The sequence below is a fragment of the Streptomyces sp. NPDC085927 genome (genome assembly GCF_044540975.1).
Lineage (GTDB): Bacteria > Actinomycetota > Actinomycetes > Streptomycetales > Streptomycetaceae > Streptomyces > Streptomyces hirsutus.
Genome location: NZ_JBITSN010000006.1, coordinates 64,567 through 78,581, shown reverse-complemented (window position 1 = coordinate 78,581; position 14,015 = coordinate 64,567). Strand labels below are relative to the sequence as shown.

The following is a 14,015-nucleotide window of genomic DNA, read 5'->3' as shown; positions in this document are numbered from 1 at the left end:
TAGAAGCGCCGCGCCCCAAGGTGTCGCTTCCGTCAGTCGCCGCCGGGAGGCCGCAGCAGGAACAGCGCCCAGACCATCTTGCCGCGTCCGCTCCGCATCGGCTGCCAGCCCCAGCTGTCGCTGAACGACTCGACCAGGAGCAGCCCGCGGCCCGACTCCGCGGAGAAGTCGTCCGCGTCACGGGTGACGGGACTGTCGTGGCTCGGGTCGCGCACCGCGCACACCAGGCGTCCGGTCCACCGCATCAGATGCAGCCGTACCGGAGCCTCCTGACCCGTCAGCCGCGGTGCGCAGGCCGGCAGTCCGTGCCGCAGGGCGTTGGTGACCAGCTCGGAGACGACCAGGCACACGTCGTCGAAGCGGTCGTCCAGGTCCCACTGGTCGCAGGTCTTCCGGGTGAACTGCCGCGCCTCGCGGACCGCTTCGTAGCGGGTGGGCAGGGAGCAGGAGACGGCGTCGGACACGGCCGCGGGGTCCAGCGGCGGAAGGCCCTGCCGTAACGGCTCGAGCATGGTCGATCCATTCGTCCCCATGCGAGGCACTCCCGGAATTCGCGGTCGTAGCGATACGGCGGTGGTGCGGAGACCATGGTTTCGGATGCGCACGGCAGATGCAAGGGCAGATGCACGTGCAGCTGACCGAAATAGACCCTGCCGTACCGCTTGTTGGTCAATTTTTCTGCCATATTCACGCCTCTCCTGTCACTTCCGTGGCCTGCTCTCTGTTCCTCCCTGCTCGAAACCTCCACCCCGGTTCCATTTCCGTAACCGGGCGAGTACTGCTCGAAGTGTTTTAGTGGCAGACTTCGGCCCCTGGCAGACGTTGGGGAGGCTGGCGAACGTGAGCGCGGGAGAGCCGGGATCGGTGGTGCGGCGCATGCTGCTCGGATCACAACTCAGGCGACTGCGTGAGGCTCGGGGGATCACGCGCGAGGCGGCGGGCTATTCGATCCGCGCCTCCGAATCGAAGATCAGCCGGATGGAGCTGGGCCGGGTGAGCTTCAAGACCAGGGACGTCGAGGACCTGCTGACGCTGTACGGCATCGGGGACGAGCAGGAGCGCGCCTCACTGCTCTCCCTGGCCAAGGAGGCCAATGTCGCGGGCTGGTGGCACAGTTACTCGGACGTGCTGCCCAGCTGGTTCCCCACCTATGTGGGTCTCGAAGGTGCCGCCGCACTGATCAGGGCGTACGAAGTGCAGTTCGTGCACGGTCTGCTGCAGACCGAGGAGTACGCGCGCGCGGTGGTCCGGCGCGGCATGCAGGGTGCGAGCGAGGCCGACGTCGAACGACGGGTGGCGCTGCGCCTGGAGCGGCAGAAGTACCTGGTCGCGAAGAACGCCCCCGAGTTCCACGTTGTGCTCGACGAGGCCGCGCTGCGCCGGCCGTACGGCGACCGCGAGGTGATGAAGGGGCAGCTCCAGCATCTGATCGAGATCTCCGGGCGGCCCAACGTCCGGCTGCAGGTCATGCCGTTCGGGCTCGGCGGCCACTCCGGTGAGTCCGGCGCGTTCACCATCCTCAGCTTCCCCGAGTCCGACCTCTCGGACGTCGTGTACATGGAGCAGCTGACGAGCGCGCTGTACCTCGACAAGGCCGAGGACGTCGCCCAGTACGAGAAGGCGCTCAAGGAGCTCCAGCAGGACAGCCCGGGCCCTTCGGAGAGCCGGGACCTTCTGCGAGGTCTTCTCCAACTCTCCTGAAACATCAGTACGATGACGGTCGATCAGGCGCGCGAGGGGCGGACCGGCACCGGGCCGTGCGGCCGGACCGATCGCACGACCACTCGCATGCCGATCGCACGCGATCGTCCGGCCGGTCGGGTGGTGAGGCCGATCCGGGGTGGGCCCGGTCCGGCAGCGAGGGATTGAGGGGTTGAGGGATCACATGTCGTCGTACTTCACCGACCTGGCCCAGCAGTACATCGACGGCGAGTGGCGTCCGGGCACCGGCTCCTGGGACATCATCGACTTCAACCCGTACGACGACGAGAAACTGGCGTCGATCACGATAGCCACCGTCGACGAGGTCGACGAGGCCTACCGGGCGGCGGCCCGCGCGCAGAAGCAGTGGGCGGCGACCAACCCGTACGCGCGCCGCGCGGTGCTGGAGAAGGCGCTCGCCCTGGTCGAGGAGCGCGAGGAGGAGATCACCGAGGCGATCATCGCCGAACTCGGCGGCACGCGCCTGAAGGCGGCCTTCGAGCTCCACCTCGCCAAGGAGTTCCTGCGCGAGTCGGTGCACCTGGCGCTGCGTCCCGAGGGCCGGATCATCCCCTCGCCGGTGGACGGCAAGGAGAACCGCGTCTACCGCGTGCCCGTCGGCGTCGTCGGCGTGATCAGCCCGTTCAACTTCCCGTTCCTGCTGTCGCTGAAGTCGGTCGCCCCGGCGCTCGCGCTCGGCAACGGCGTGGTGCTCAAGCCGCACCAGAACACCCCCGTCGTCGGCGGGGCGCTGATCGCGAAGATCTTCGAGGACGCGGGCCTGCCCGGCGGTCTGCTGAACGTCGTCATCACCGACATCGCGGAGATCGGCGACGCCTTCCTCGAACACCCGGTCCCGAAGGTCATCTCCTTCACGGGCTCCGACGCGGTCGGCCGTCACGTGGCCACCGTCTGCGCGCGCCTCTTCAAGCGCTCGGTCCTCGAACTCGGCGGCAACAGCGCGCTGGTGGTCCTCGACGACGCCGACGTCGACTACGCGGTCGACGCGGCCGTGTTCAGCCGGTACGTCCACCAGGGCCAGGTCTGCATGGCCGCGAACCGGGTGCTGGTGGACCGTTCGGTGGCCGACGAGTTCACCGAGAAGTTCGTCGCCAAGGTCAAGTCCCTCAAGGCGGGCGACCCGCGCGACCCCGGGACCGTCATCGGCCCGGTGATCAACTCCCAGCAGGCGGACTCGCTGACCGGGGTCGTGGAACAGGCGCTCGCCGAGGGTGCGACCGCCCTGGTGCGCGGGGCCCGGACCGACAACCTGGTCGAGCCGTCCGTGCTCACCGGCCTGCCCGCCGACTCGGCCCTGCTCCGGCAGGAGGTCTTCGGCCCGGTCGCCTTCCTCGTCCCGTTCGACGGCGAGGAGGAGGCCGTACGCCTCGTCAACGACACCCCGTACGGCCTGAGCGGTGCGGTGCACACCGGGGACATCGAGCGCGGGGTCAACTTCGCCAAGCAGGTCGACACCGGCATGTTCCACGTGAACGACGGCACCGTGCACGACGAGCCGATCGTCCCCTTCGGCGGCGAGAAGAACTCCGGCAGCGGCCGGCTGAACGGCGAGGCGATGCTGGACGCCTTCACCACGATGAAGTGGATCTCGGTGCAGCACGGCCGCAGCGGGTTCCCCTTCTGATCCGTCGCTTCCGAGCCGCTCCTTCCCGGGCCCTTGCGGACAGCTCCTGTCCGCAAGGGCCCGTAGCGTCGTCGGTGTCAGGGAAACCGGGGCGGAAGCCCTCACCGACGAAAGGCGGCCGTCATGGTCACTCACGTTTCCGCCGAGGCCCGGGGCGACGAGCGCGGGGCGCTGCTGGCGTTCATCGAGGAGCAGCGCGGGGGCGTCCGCCGGTCGGTGCTCGGCCTCACCGACGAGCAGGCCGCGTCACGGCCCACCGCCAGTGAGCTGTCCCTGGCCGGGCTCCTCAAGCACGTCGCCGAGGTCGAGCAGGGCTGGATCGCCCGGGCCAAGGGCGAGCCGCCGGCCGTCCACCGGGACGAGTCGAACTGGCACGAGTGCTTCCGGCCGGTCGGCGAGGAAACCGTGGAGTCCTTCCTCGCGTACTACGAGAAGGTGGCCGCCGGGACGGAGTCGTTCATCCGCGCGGTGCCCAGCCTCGACGACACCTTCCTGATGGCGAAGACGTCCTGGAACCCGAAGGACGAGTGGCTCTCGATGCGCTGGCTGTGTCTCCACCTGATCCGCGAGACCGCCCGGCACGCCGGCCACGCCGACATCATCCGCGAGTCCCTGGACGGCGCCACGGCGTTCGAGCTGGTCGCGAAGGAGCGGGGCAGCTCCTGGGAGTGACCGCCCGCGGCCTACGCTGGAGCCCATGTCAGCGATCCGTCTCCTCGTGCTCGGCGCGGTGCGCCAGCACGGGCGGGCCCACGGCTACCAGGTGCGCAACGACCTGGAGTTCTGGGGCGCGCACGAGTGGTCTAACGCCAAGCCCGGCTCGATCTACCACGCCCTGAAACAGATGGCGAAGCAAGGGCTGCTGCACGCGCACGAGGTCGCGCCCTCGACGGCCGGGGGTCCGCCGCGCACCGAGTACGAGATCACCGCGGCGGGCAACGACGCGTACTTCGCGCTGCTGCGCGAGGCCCTCGTCGCCTACGACCAGAAGATGGACGTGAAGTCGGCGGCCATCGGCTTCGTCGTCGACCTGCCGAGGCAGGAGGCGACGGCGCTGCTGAAGGAGCGGATCCGGCGCATCGAGGAGTGGCGGGCCGCGGTCACCGAGCACTACGTGCCCGAGGGCGGCCCCGAGCCGCTGGGCCACATCGGCGAGATCATGAACCTGTGGGTGCACACGGCCGACGCCGAGGCCGAGTGGACCCGAGGGCTGGTCGGACGGATCGAGGCCGGCTCCTACACCTTCGCCGGGGAGGGTGATCCGTTCGTCGGCATCCTGGCCGAGGACCAGGAGAACCCGTACGCGACGGGGGAGCGCCACCCGGGGGACGAGCGCTGAGGCGCCCGCGCGCAGACCGAGCGTCCACCTCCGCGTGTTAATCAAGTTTGACTAATGACTCGGCCGTGCTTACCGTGACGTGTGTAGTCAAGTTTGACTAGCGAGAGGGTCATTTCCATGGCCGATGCAGTGATCACCGTCGAGGACGCACGGAAGACGTACGGCGCGACGAGAGGCGGCAGGACCGCGAAGCCCGCACTGGACGGGCTCGACCTCACGGTCGGGCGCGGCACGGTGCACGCGGTACTCGGCCCGAACGGCGCCGGCAAGACCACCCTGGTCCGGATCCTGGCCACCCTGCTGCGGCCCGACGCGGGCCGGATCGAGGTCGCGGGCCACGACGTGGTGCGGGAGGCGTACGCCGTGCGCCTGCGCATCGGTCTCCTGGGCCAGCACGCGGCGCTCGACGAGGAACTCGGGGGCCGGCAGAACCTCGAACTGTTCGGCCGCCTGTACCACCTGGGCGCACGGCGGGCCCGCGCACGGGCCGACGAACTCCTGGCACGCTTCGGCCTCGCCGACACCGGCCGCAAGGCGGTGGGGCAGTACAGCGGGGGCATGCGCCGCCGTCTGGACCTCGCCGCCTCCCTGATCACCGAACCGGAGGTGCTCTTCCTGGACGAACCGACCACCGGCCTCGACCCCCGCGGCCGCGCGGAGGTGTGGGACTCGGTCCGCACCCTGGTCGACGGCGGTACGACCGTCCTGCTCACCACCCAGTACCTGGAGGAGGCCGACCAGCTCGCCGACCGCATCTCGGTCGTGGACGCCGGCCGGATCATCGCCGACGGCACGGCGGACGCACTCAAGGCGGCCACCGGCGGCGACCGCATCGACGTCGTCCTGCGCGACGCCGGACAGCTGGGCGCGGCCGTCGCCCTGCTGCCCGTACCGAAGGACGAGATCACCGTGGACACCGACCGCAGGCTGCTCAGCGTCCCGGTGACCGACCGCATGGCGGCCCTGGCCGGGGTCGTCCGCGCACTGGAGGAGGCGGGCATCCGGGCCGAGGACATCGCCCTGCGCAGGCCCACGCTCGACGAGGCGTTCCTGCGGCTCACCGGACCCGACGACCGGGCCGAGGAGGCCGCATGACCACCCACGCACCGCTCACGCACCCGACGGCCGCCCGCGCGCGGACCGGCCACGTGCGGACCGCCCACGCCCTGACCGACTCCTGGACCATGACCCGCCGCGAACTCTCCCGCTGGCGGCGGCAGCCGGTCGCGGTGGTGGTCGGCCTGGTCTTCCCGGTGATGCTGCTGCTGATGTTCGGCTACCTGGTCGGCGGCGGCCGGGGGGTCAGTGGTGAGTACCTCGGCTACCTGGTCCCCGGCATGCTCGCGCTCACCATGGCCTTCGGCCTGGAGGGCACCATGGTCGCCGTCACCCAGGACCTCAACAAGGGCGTCGTCGACCGGTTCCGGTCGATGCCCATGGCCAACGGCGCGGTCCTGGTGGGCCGGTCCGCCGCCGACATGCTCCAGTCGGCGATCGGCCTCGCGGTGCTCCTGGCCGTCGCCGCCGCGCTGGGCTGGCGTGCCGACGGGGGCCCGGCCGGCTTCCTGGGTGCCGTGGGCCTGCTCCTGCTGTTCCGTTTCGCCATGCTGTGGATCGGCATCCACCTGGCGCTGGTGGCGGGGAAGCCCGAACTGGTGCAGGCGGTGCAGATCCTGGTCTGGCCGGTCGGCTTCCTGTCCAACGCCTTCGCGGCGCCCGAGTCCATGCCGGACTGGCTCGGCACGGTCGTCCAGTGGAACCCGATGTCGCAGACGGCCACGGCGGTACGCGACCTCTTCGGCAGCCCCGGCGGGGAGCCGGGGCACGTGTGGGCCGCCGTCGCCTGGCCCCTGGCGCTGCTCGCGGTGTTCTTCCCGCTGGCGGTACGGAGGTTCGCGCGGCTGAGCCGTTAGCGGACCCCCGGGACCCGGAGGCGGGCTCCCTCGTCACTGAGCGGGCCCGGAGCCGGGTCCGCTCAGTGGTGGAAGCCGGTGGCCGCGTTCTTGTCGTGGACGAGGGGATGCGGCTGCCGGCGCAGCTCCGGGAGGAACCGGGCCAGATCCTCGACGAACAGGTCGGCGAGGTCCTCGGAGAAACCGTTGCGGCACACCACCCGCAGCACCGACAGGTCCTCCCTGTTCGCGGGGAAGGTGTACGCGGGCACCAGCCAGCCGTGCTCCCGCATCCGCCGGGACACGTCGAAGACGTCGAACGCCGTCACCCCGGGCGCGGTCGTGAACGCGAACACCGGCAGTTCGTCGCCCCGGGTCAGCAGCCGGAAGTCGTCGAGCTCCCCGATCCGTCCGGCGAGCCCGCCGGCCACGTCCCGCGATGCCTGCTGCACCGCGCGGTAGCCGTCGCGGCCCAGCCGCAGGAACGAGTAGTACTGCGCCACCACCTGGGCGCCCGGCCGGGAGAAGTTCAGGGCGAACGTCGGCATGTCGCCGCCCAGGTAGTTCACCCGGAAGACCAGTTCCTCGGGCAGGGCGTCCGCGTCCCGCCACAGCGCCCAGCCGACGCCCGGGTAGACCAGCCCGTACTTGTGCCCCGAGGTGTTGATGGACGTCACGCGCGGGAGACGGAAGTCCCACACCAGGTCCTCGTCGACGAAGGGCGCGATCATCGCGCCGGACGCCCCGTCGACGTGCACCGGGACGTCGAGGCCGGTGCGCTCCTGGAGTTCGTCCAGCGCCGCGCACAGGTCCGCGATCGGCTCGTAGGACCCGTCGAAGGTGGAGCCCATGACACCGACGACCCCGATGGTGTTCTCGTCGCACATCCCGGCGGCGGCCTGCGGGTCGAGATGGAACCGGTCGCCCTCCATGGGCACCTGACGGGCCTCCACCTCCCAGAAGGTGCAGAACTTCTCCCAGCAGACCTGGACGTTGACACCCATGACGAGGTTCGGCCGGGCGTCCTTCGACGGGTACCGGTCGGCGTTGCGCCGAGCCCAGCGGCGCTTGAGCGCCATCCCGGCGAGCATGCACGCCTCGCTCGACCCCGTCGTCGAACAGCCCACGGCCGCGGACGGATCGGGCGCGTGCCACAGGTCCGCGAGCATCGACACACAGCGCCGCTCCAGCTCGGCGGTGCGCGGGTACTCGTCCTTGTCGATCATGTTCTTGTCCCGGCACTCCGCCATCAGGAGACCGGCCTCCGGCTCCATCCAGGTGGTGACGAAGGTGGCCAGGTTCAGCCGTGCGTTGCCGTCCAGCATCAGCTCGTCGTGCACCAGCTGATACGCCGTCGTGGGCGCCATCGGCGCGTCGGGCATCCGGTGCTTGGGCGGCGCCTCGGTCATGTCCCCGATGGGGTTGGCCGGGCCCAGGAAGGGGTTGACGGACAGGGGGCGCTCATCGCGCCGGGGAGCGTGGTGCAGTGGCATGGAGACCTCCGGGAGTGCGTACGGGGATGCGTGCGGGAGTTCGTACGGGTGGGGGCCAGAAGGACCACGGCGGCCACGGGGACCACGGGGACCACGGGGAGCGCGGGGAGCGCGAGGAGGGCGGGCGTCACCGGACCGGTGTCCCGTCCGCCCGCAGCTGCATCTGCGGGCGTCCCGTCACCAGCAGCCAGGCCGGCAGCGACGCGATGCACAGGAGCGCGAGGATGCCCGGCGAGGCGACCAGGACGGCGGCGACGAACAGGCTCACCCAGCCCTGTCGGGTGGTGGCCAGCAGCACCCCCAGCACCCCCGCCGACACACCCACCGCCGGATGCACGCCGGGCACCAGGGCGTGGGCGCACAGCCCGAGCGCGGTGCCGACGAACACGGCCGGGAAGATCCGCCCGCCCCGGAACCCGCAGGACGCGGCCACGACCAGGGCGGCCAGCTTCACCACCGTCATGGTGGCGAACTGACCCGCCGACCAGCCCCCGGGATCGGCCGCCAGCTCCGCGAGCTCGTCGAGCCCCTTGAACAGCGTCAGATGCCCGCCCAGCGCCGCCAGCGCGCCCAGCACGGCCCCGCCCGCCGGAAGCATCAGCATCGGGTGCCGAAGCCGCTGGAAGGCCCCGTGGACGTACGGGAAGGCGCGGACGGCACACATGCCCAGCAGCGCGCCCACCGAGGCGACCGTGAGCGCCGACAGCGGGTCGGCCCAGCCGGGGCGTCCGAACGGCGGCAGGTGCAGGTCGAAGCTGGGCTGCGACACCAGCGTGGTGGTGAGCGCGCCGGAGGCGGCGGCGGTCAGCGGTGCGAAGAGGCTGTCCCACAGGCGTCCCTTGATCCGCTGCCCCGCCAGGGCCTCGGAGATGACGAGGGCGGCGGCCACCGGGGTACCGAACAGCGCGCCGATCGTCGCCGCCTCGGCGAGCACCACCCAGCCCCGCTCGGGGGCCCGGGGCGCGGCCCTGACGCCCAGCCAGACCGCCAGCGAGACGTTCACGGCGATGATCGGGTTCTCGGGCCCCAGGCTCGGCCCGCCGGCCAGTACCAGGGCGCTCGCCAGCAGCAGTCCCGGCAGCACCACGGGCGGCAGCACGGGGGCGTCCAGGCCGGTCGTCGCCGGGTCGGGGCCGGCGTGTCCCGGCACCTTCCACACCACCAGACCGACCACGATCCCGGTGGCGACCAGCACGACGAACATCCACAGCACGGAGTACCTGCCGACCCCGAGCGCGTCCGGCACGGTCTGCCACAGCACGTCCTGGAGTTCCTCGGCCGCCAGGGTCACGCCCACCAGCAGCAGGCTGCACGCCACCCCCACGACCAGCGCGGGGACGACGGACGGCAGCAGGTCGCGTGCCCGGGTCGCCGGGGCGGCGGAGGGTTCCTGCTGCGCGCTGTCCTGGGCCACGCGCACACGATAGACGGATCAATCGCTCAAAACGGCATGAAACGGTCAGCGTGAAACGGTCGGCCTAAAAGGCGGGCATGAAACGGACGGCACGAACGGAGGACATGAACGGGCGACCGGCGTGAATCGGTCGAGGACATCCGGCTTGCACCTCACGTGGCGTGAGGACCCAGGGTGGAGTGCGTACCGAGAAGGGAGCGGAAGTGAGTCATTCCGTGGGACAGGTGGCCGGCTTCGCCGGGGTCACGGTGCGCACCCTGCACCACTACGACGACATCGGCCTGCTCGTTCCGAGCGAGCGCAGCCACGCGGGTCACCGGCGTTACACCGACGCCGACCTCGACCGGCTGCAGCAGATCCTGTTCTACCGGGAGCTCGGCTTCCCGCTCGACGAGGTCGCCGCCCTGCTCGACGATCGGGCCACCGGAAAAGCGGACCCGCGCGCGCACCTGCGCCGGCAGCACGACCTGCTGACCGCCCGGATCGAGAAGTTGCGGAGGATGGCGGCGGCCGTGGAGCACGCCATGGAGGCACACACGATGGGAATCAGTCTGACGCCCGAGGAACGGTTCGAGGTGTTCGGGGACTTCGACCCGGACCAGCACGAGGACGAGGTCCGGGAGCGCTGGGGCGACACCGACGCCCGCCGGCAGTCCCGGCAGCGGACCGCCTCCTACACCAAGGCCGACTGGAAGCGCGTCACCGAGGAGCTCGACTCCCTCCACCTGCGCATGGCCGACCTGATGTCCGCCGGCGCCCCGGCCGACTCCGGGGAGGCCATGGACACGGCGGAGGAACACCGGCTGTTCATCACGGGCGCGTACTACGACTGCGGGCACGAGATGCACACCTGCCTGGGCGAGATGTACGTCGCCGACCCGCGCTTCACGCGGACGTACGAGAACATCCGTCCCGGCCTGGCGGTCTACCTGCGCGACGCGATCGTCGCCAACGCGGCCCGGCACAGCGGCTGAGCCCGTACCGCGCGGACGGCCGCCCGGTCCCTTCCCCGGGGCCGGGCGGCCGTCCGCGCGGTCACTCGCGTACGAGCACCACCGCGGTGCCGTACGCGCACACCTCGGTGCCGACGTCCGCGGCGTCCGTGACGTCGAAGCGGAACGCCAGCACGCCGTTGGCGCCCCGCGCGCGTGCCTGTTCGATCAGCCGCTCCATGGCCTGGTTGCGGGTCTGCACGAGCGTCTTGGTCAGCCCTTTGAGTTCGCCGCCGACCATCGACTTCAGGCCCGCGCCGATCTGGCTGCCGAGGTGCCGGGACCGGACGGTCAGCCCGAAGACCTCTCCGATCACTTCCTGCACCCTGTGGCCCGGGACGTCGTTCGTCGTGACCACCAGGACGTCGGTCCCGGGGCCCTGTCCACCGCCGTACTCCTCGATGCCCATGGCCCCAGCTTCGTGGGGGAAGGGGAACGGTGCAATCCTGGGTACGCCCGTGGAACCCGGGTCGGGACGGCTGCGTTGGTAGTTTTGGCAACCAGCCTTCGCCCGTCCCCCTCAACCAGCAGGAGCCACAGCCCCGTGACCACCCTTGCGCTCGGCCCGGAGTGGCTGAGCCCGGATTACCTGATCGAGACCTTCAGCCTTCCCGGCATCCTGCTGATCGTCTTCGCCGAGTCCGGATTCTTCGCGTTCCTGCCCGGTGACTCCCTGCTGTTCACGGCGGGCCTCTTCGTGGCCGAGGGCAGCTACATCAGCCAGCCGCTGTGGCTGGTGTGCGCGCTGATCACGATTTCCGCCGTCCTCGGTGACCAAGTCGGCTACATGATCGGCAAGTTCTTCGGCCCGAAGATCTTCAACCGCCCCAACTCCAAGATCTTCAAACAGGAGAACCTGGAGAAGGCCCACGACTTCATGGAGAAGTACGGCCCCAAGGCGATCGTCCTGGCCCGCTTCGTGCCGATCGTGCGCACCTTCGCCCCCATCACGGCCGGCGCCGGCCGGATGAAGTACAGCATCTTCCTCACGTACAACCTCATCGGCGGTGTGGCCTGGGGCACGGGCATCACGGTCGCCGGTTACTGGCTCGGCCAGATCGGTTTCATCAAGGAGAACCTCGGGGTGATCCTCATCCTGATCGTCTTCCTCTCGGTGGTCCCGATCATCATCGAGTTCCTGCGGGAGCGGGCCAAGAAGAAGCGCGGCGGTGAGAACGCGGAGGCCCCGCAGCAGGGCGGGTACGGCGCGTACGGTCAGCAGGCGCCCCAGTACGCCCAGCCGGTCATGGACGACGCCACGACCCAGCTCCGCCGCATCACCCCGGACGGGCCGCCGCCCCCGCAGCACCGGCAGCAGGCCCCGCAGCCCCAGCGGCCCCAGCAGCCCTACGGCAACCAGGGCTACCCGCAGCAGCCCCAGCAGCCCCAGCAGCCGTACGGCAACGACCAGGGCGGCTACGACCAGTACTACGGCGGGCAGTACCCCCAGGGGCAGCACCCCCAGGGACAGGGCGGTCAGGGGCAGGCCCCGGACCCCCGTCGGCAGCAGCCCTACAACCAGGGCTACTGAACCACCGCACCGAACCCGTCCCCGGGGCACGCGACACCCGCGCGCCCCGGGGATCCGTGTGTCCGGGGGCCGGACGGCCCTGTCTCAGAAACCACGCGTCCGCTTCGCCGCCCTGCGCTTCTCGGCGGAGCCGACCCGCAGGAACATCCGGGAGATCTCCGAACCGAGGTTCACCCCGATCGCGATGGCCATGGCGAGCGCCACGGCCTTCGAGAGGGACACCAGACCCGCGTCCACCTCGTTCTGGGCGATCGCCAGCAGACCGAAGTACGTGGCGGAACCGGGAAGCAGGGGCCCGATCGCCGCCGTGATGTAGGGCAGCGCCGAAGCGAACCGGTACCGGGACAGCAGCTGGCCGAACAGCCCGACCAGGCCCGCCGCCGCGGCCGTGGAGGCCACCGGCGAGATGTCGCCCGCGTAGCTCATCGCGCCGTACACCACCCAGGCGACGCCGCCGTTGAGGGTGACCAGCAGCACCGTGGCCCGCTCCTGCTGGAGCAGCACCGCGAAGGCCAGCGACAGCGTGAGCGAGGCGGCGATCTGCCACAGCGGCCGCTCGGACTGGCCGAGCGCCGCGTCCGGGTTCAGCTGGGCACCCAGCTGAACGCCGAAGTAGAGCACCACCAGCACCCCGATCACGATGCCCGTGAAGAAGTACAGGACCTCCAGGAGCCGCGCGGCCGCGGTGATGTAGAAGCCCGTCAGGCCGTCCTGCACACCCGCCACCAGGGCCCGCCCCGGCAGCAGGGCGAACAGCCCACCGGTGATCACCGCGGACGCCTTCACGTCCGCGTGCGCCAGCGTCAGCGCGACGCCGAGCGCGGCCGGCGGCATCGCGGCCACCGTGAACTGGTAGAACTCCGGCAGCCCCCGGTCGGCGCACTTCCAGGCCAGCCGGTCGCCGAGCATCGCGCCCACCGCCGCGGCCACGAACACCAGGAGATCACCGCCGACCAGCACCGACGCCGAGCCCGCCAGCAGCCCGCTGGCCGCGTTCAGCACCCAGGTGGGGTAGGGGTGCCGGTTGCGGCGGATCTCCGCGAGCCGCCGGTAGGCCTCCTCCAGGGAGATGTGCGTCTCGTCGTCGCTGAGGTCGTCCACCAGCTGGTACACGGCCGCGAGACGGGTGTAGTCGGTGCCCCGGCGACGCACCGTGCGCGACGCGGTCACCGGGTCCTCCACCAGCGACGGCTGGTGGGAGATCGACAGCAGGGTGAAGGTGACGGTCGGCTCGCACCGGTCCAGGCCGTAGGAGCGGCAGACGGCGAACATCGCGCCCTCCACGTCCTCCGCGCCCTCGCCGCCCGCCAGCAGCAGCTCCCCGATACGCAGCGTCAGGTCGAGCACGCGCGGCACGGCGGGCCCGGTGTCGTCGTCGTGCCGCTGCACCAGCTCCGGCGCCGGCCGCTCGGTCACCGGCATGCGCAGCATGGTGCGCATCCGGTCCTGCCAGGGCGCGTCCCGGTGCAGCGCGAGGGCCGGGATCCCGCTCGGCGGGGTGAACGCCGACGGAGCCTGCTTGGCCTGGTAGGTGCGCGGCGGGTTGAACGCCGAACCCTCCGTCTCGGCGGGCGGATGCGGAGGCGCGTCCAGGCCCTGGGGCAGGGCGAACTCCGACGTCGTCTCCGACTCCGTGGGGGCTCGTCCGGCGCCCACGAGCGCGAGCCCTTCCGGAACGGCGAACTCCGACGTCGTCGACTCCGTATCCACCGGAGCGGTCGGCCCGACCGGAGCGCTGAAGGCGCTCCTCGCCTCGTCCGACCGGGGCTTGCGGTCCTCCGCGTCCGTCACCTGCGCTGCACTCCCTGTACGACACTTCCGCTGTACCTGTGCCCCCGTCGGGGCCCGGCAGACAGTCCCCAGGGCTCAGTATGCGCACGAGACGCGGGACGGGGCGCCCCCCCCCCCGGGGGGGCCCGGCCCCCCCGGGGGGGGCGGGGGGGGCGGGGGCGCCCCGGGACGTTAAAAGCGTGGTGGGACGCCCGATCTCGAAGACGGCGGGCGGGCC

The 14,015-nt window shown here is 71.0% G+C and carries 13 protein-coding genes; 8 read left to right on the top strand and 5 right to left on the bottom strand.

Annotated features, from left to right (window positions below):
* Positions 1-32 precede the first annotated feature (32 nt).
* A complete protein-coding gene (locus ACIF80_RS17615; protein ID WP_399805459.1) occupies positions 33-512 on the bottom strand; it encodes an ATP-binding protein in 480 nt (159 codons plus the stop codon).
* A 364-nt stretch (positions 513-876) separates the two neighbouring features.
* Here ACIF80_RS17615 and ACIF80_RS17610 point away from each other — a divergent pair, with 364 nt between their 5' ends.
* From ACIF80_RS17610 to ACIF80_RS17585, 6 genes are all read left to right on the top strand, one after another.
* Entirely contained in the window at positions 877-1,701 is an 825-nt protein-coding gene (locus tag ACIF80_RS17610; protein ID WP_399806113.1) for a helix-turn-helix domain-containing protein, read from the top strand.
* 184 nt (positions 1,702-1,885) lie between these two features.
* Positions 1,886-3,346: an aldehyde dehydrogenase family protein gene (locus ACIF80_RS17605; protein WP_399805458.1), complete on the top strand. Its 1,461-nt coding sequence runs from the start codon at positions 1,886-1,888 to the stop codon at positions 3,344-3,346.
* 123 nt (positions 3,347-3,469) lie between these two features.
* Positions 3,470-4,018, top strand: coding sequence for a DinB family protein (locus tag ACIF80_RS17600; protein ID WP_399805456.1), 549 nt, complete (start codon positions 3,470-3,472; stop codon positions 4,016-4,018).
* Between the two features lie 25 nt (positions 4,019-4,043).
* Positions 4,044-4,685, top strand: coding sequence for a PadR family transcriptional regulator (locus ACIF80_RS17595; RefSeq protein ID WP_399805454.1), 642 nt, complete (start codon positions 4,044-4,046; stop codon positions 4,683-4,685).
* A gap of 117 nt (positions 4,686-4,802) precedes the next feature.
* Positions 4,803-5,780 carry an ATP-binding cassette domain-containing protein gene (locus ACIF80_RS17590; protein WP_399805452.1) on the top strand — a complete coding sequence of 326 codons (978 nt, stop codon included), beginning with the start codon at positions 4,803-4,805 and terminating at the stop codon, positions 5,778-5,780.
* Positions 5,777-6,598, top strand: a complete 822-nt coding sequence (locus ACIF80_RS17585; RefSeq protein WP_399805450.1) for an ABC transporter permease — start codon at positions 5,777-5,779, stop codon at positions 6,596-6,598. The genes ACIF80_RS17590 and ACIF80_RS17585 overlap by 4 nt, the downstream gene beginning before the upstream one ends.
* 62 nt (positions 6,599-6,660) lie before the next feature.
* Here the strand turns inward: ACIF80_RS17585 and ACIF80_RS17580 are convergent, their stop codons facing one another.
* Both ACIF80_RS17580 and ACIF80_RS17575 read right to left on the bottom strand, forming a co-directional pair.
* Entirely contained in the window at positions 6,661-8,070 is a 1,410-nt protein-coding gene (locus ACIF80_RS17580; protein WP_399805448.1) for a glutamate decarboxylase, read from the bottom strand.
* Positions 8,071-8,197: 127 nt separating this feature from the next.
* Complete coding sequence (locus ACIF80_RS17575) at positions 8,198-9,484, bottom strand: ion channel protein (protein WP_399805446.1); 1,287 nt, start codon at positions 9,482-9,484, stop codon at positions 8,198-8,200.
* A gap of 203 nt (positions 9,485-9,687) precedes the next feature.
* Here ACIF80_RS17575 and ACIF80_RS17570 point away from each other — a divergent pair, with 203 nt between their 5' ends.
* A complete protein-coding gene (locus ACIF80_RS17570) occupies positions 9,688-10,458 on the top strand; it encodes a MerR family transcriptional regulator (protein ID WP_399805444.1) in 771 nt (256 codons plus the stop codon).
* A gap of 61 nt (positions 10,459-10,519) precedes the next feature.
* Here ACIF80_RS17570 and ACIF80_RS17565 read toward each other — a convergent pair whose 3' ends face one another.
* Complete coding sequence (locus tag ACIF80_RS17565; RefSeq protein WP_399805442.1) at positions 10,520-10,885, bottom strand: YbjQ family protein; 366 nt, start codon at positions 10,883-10,885, stop codon at positions 10,520-10,522.
* 135 nt (positions 10,886-11,020) lie between these two features.
* Here ACIF80_RS17565 and ACIF80_RS17560 point away from each other — a divergent pair, with 135 nt between their 5' ends.
* Complete coding sequence (locus tag ACIF80_RS17560) at positions 11,021-12,007, top strand: DedA family protein (RefSeq protein WP_399805440.1); 987 nt, start codon at positions 11,021-11,023, stop codon at positions 12,005-12,007.
* 84 nt (positions 12,008-12,091) lie between these two features.
* On the opposite strand, the gene ACIF80_RS17555 is transcribed toward ACIF80_RS17560, so the two are convergent.
* Complete coding sequence (locus tag ACIF80_RS17555) at positions 12,092-13,798, bottom strand: threonine/serine exporter family protein (protein ID WP_399805438.1); 1,707 nt, start codon at positions 13,796-13,798, stop codon at positions 12,092-12,094.
* Between the last annotated feature and the right edge of the window lie 217 nt (positions 13,799-14,015).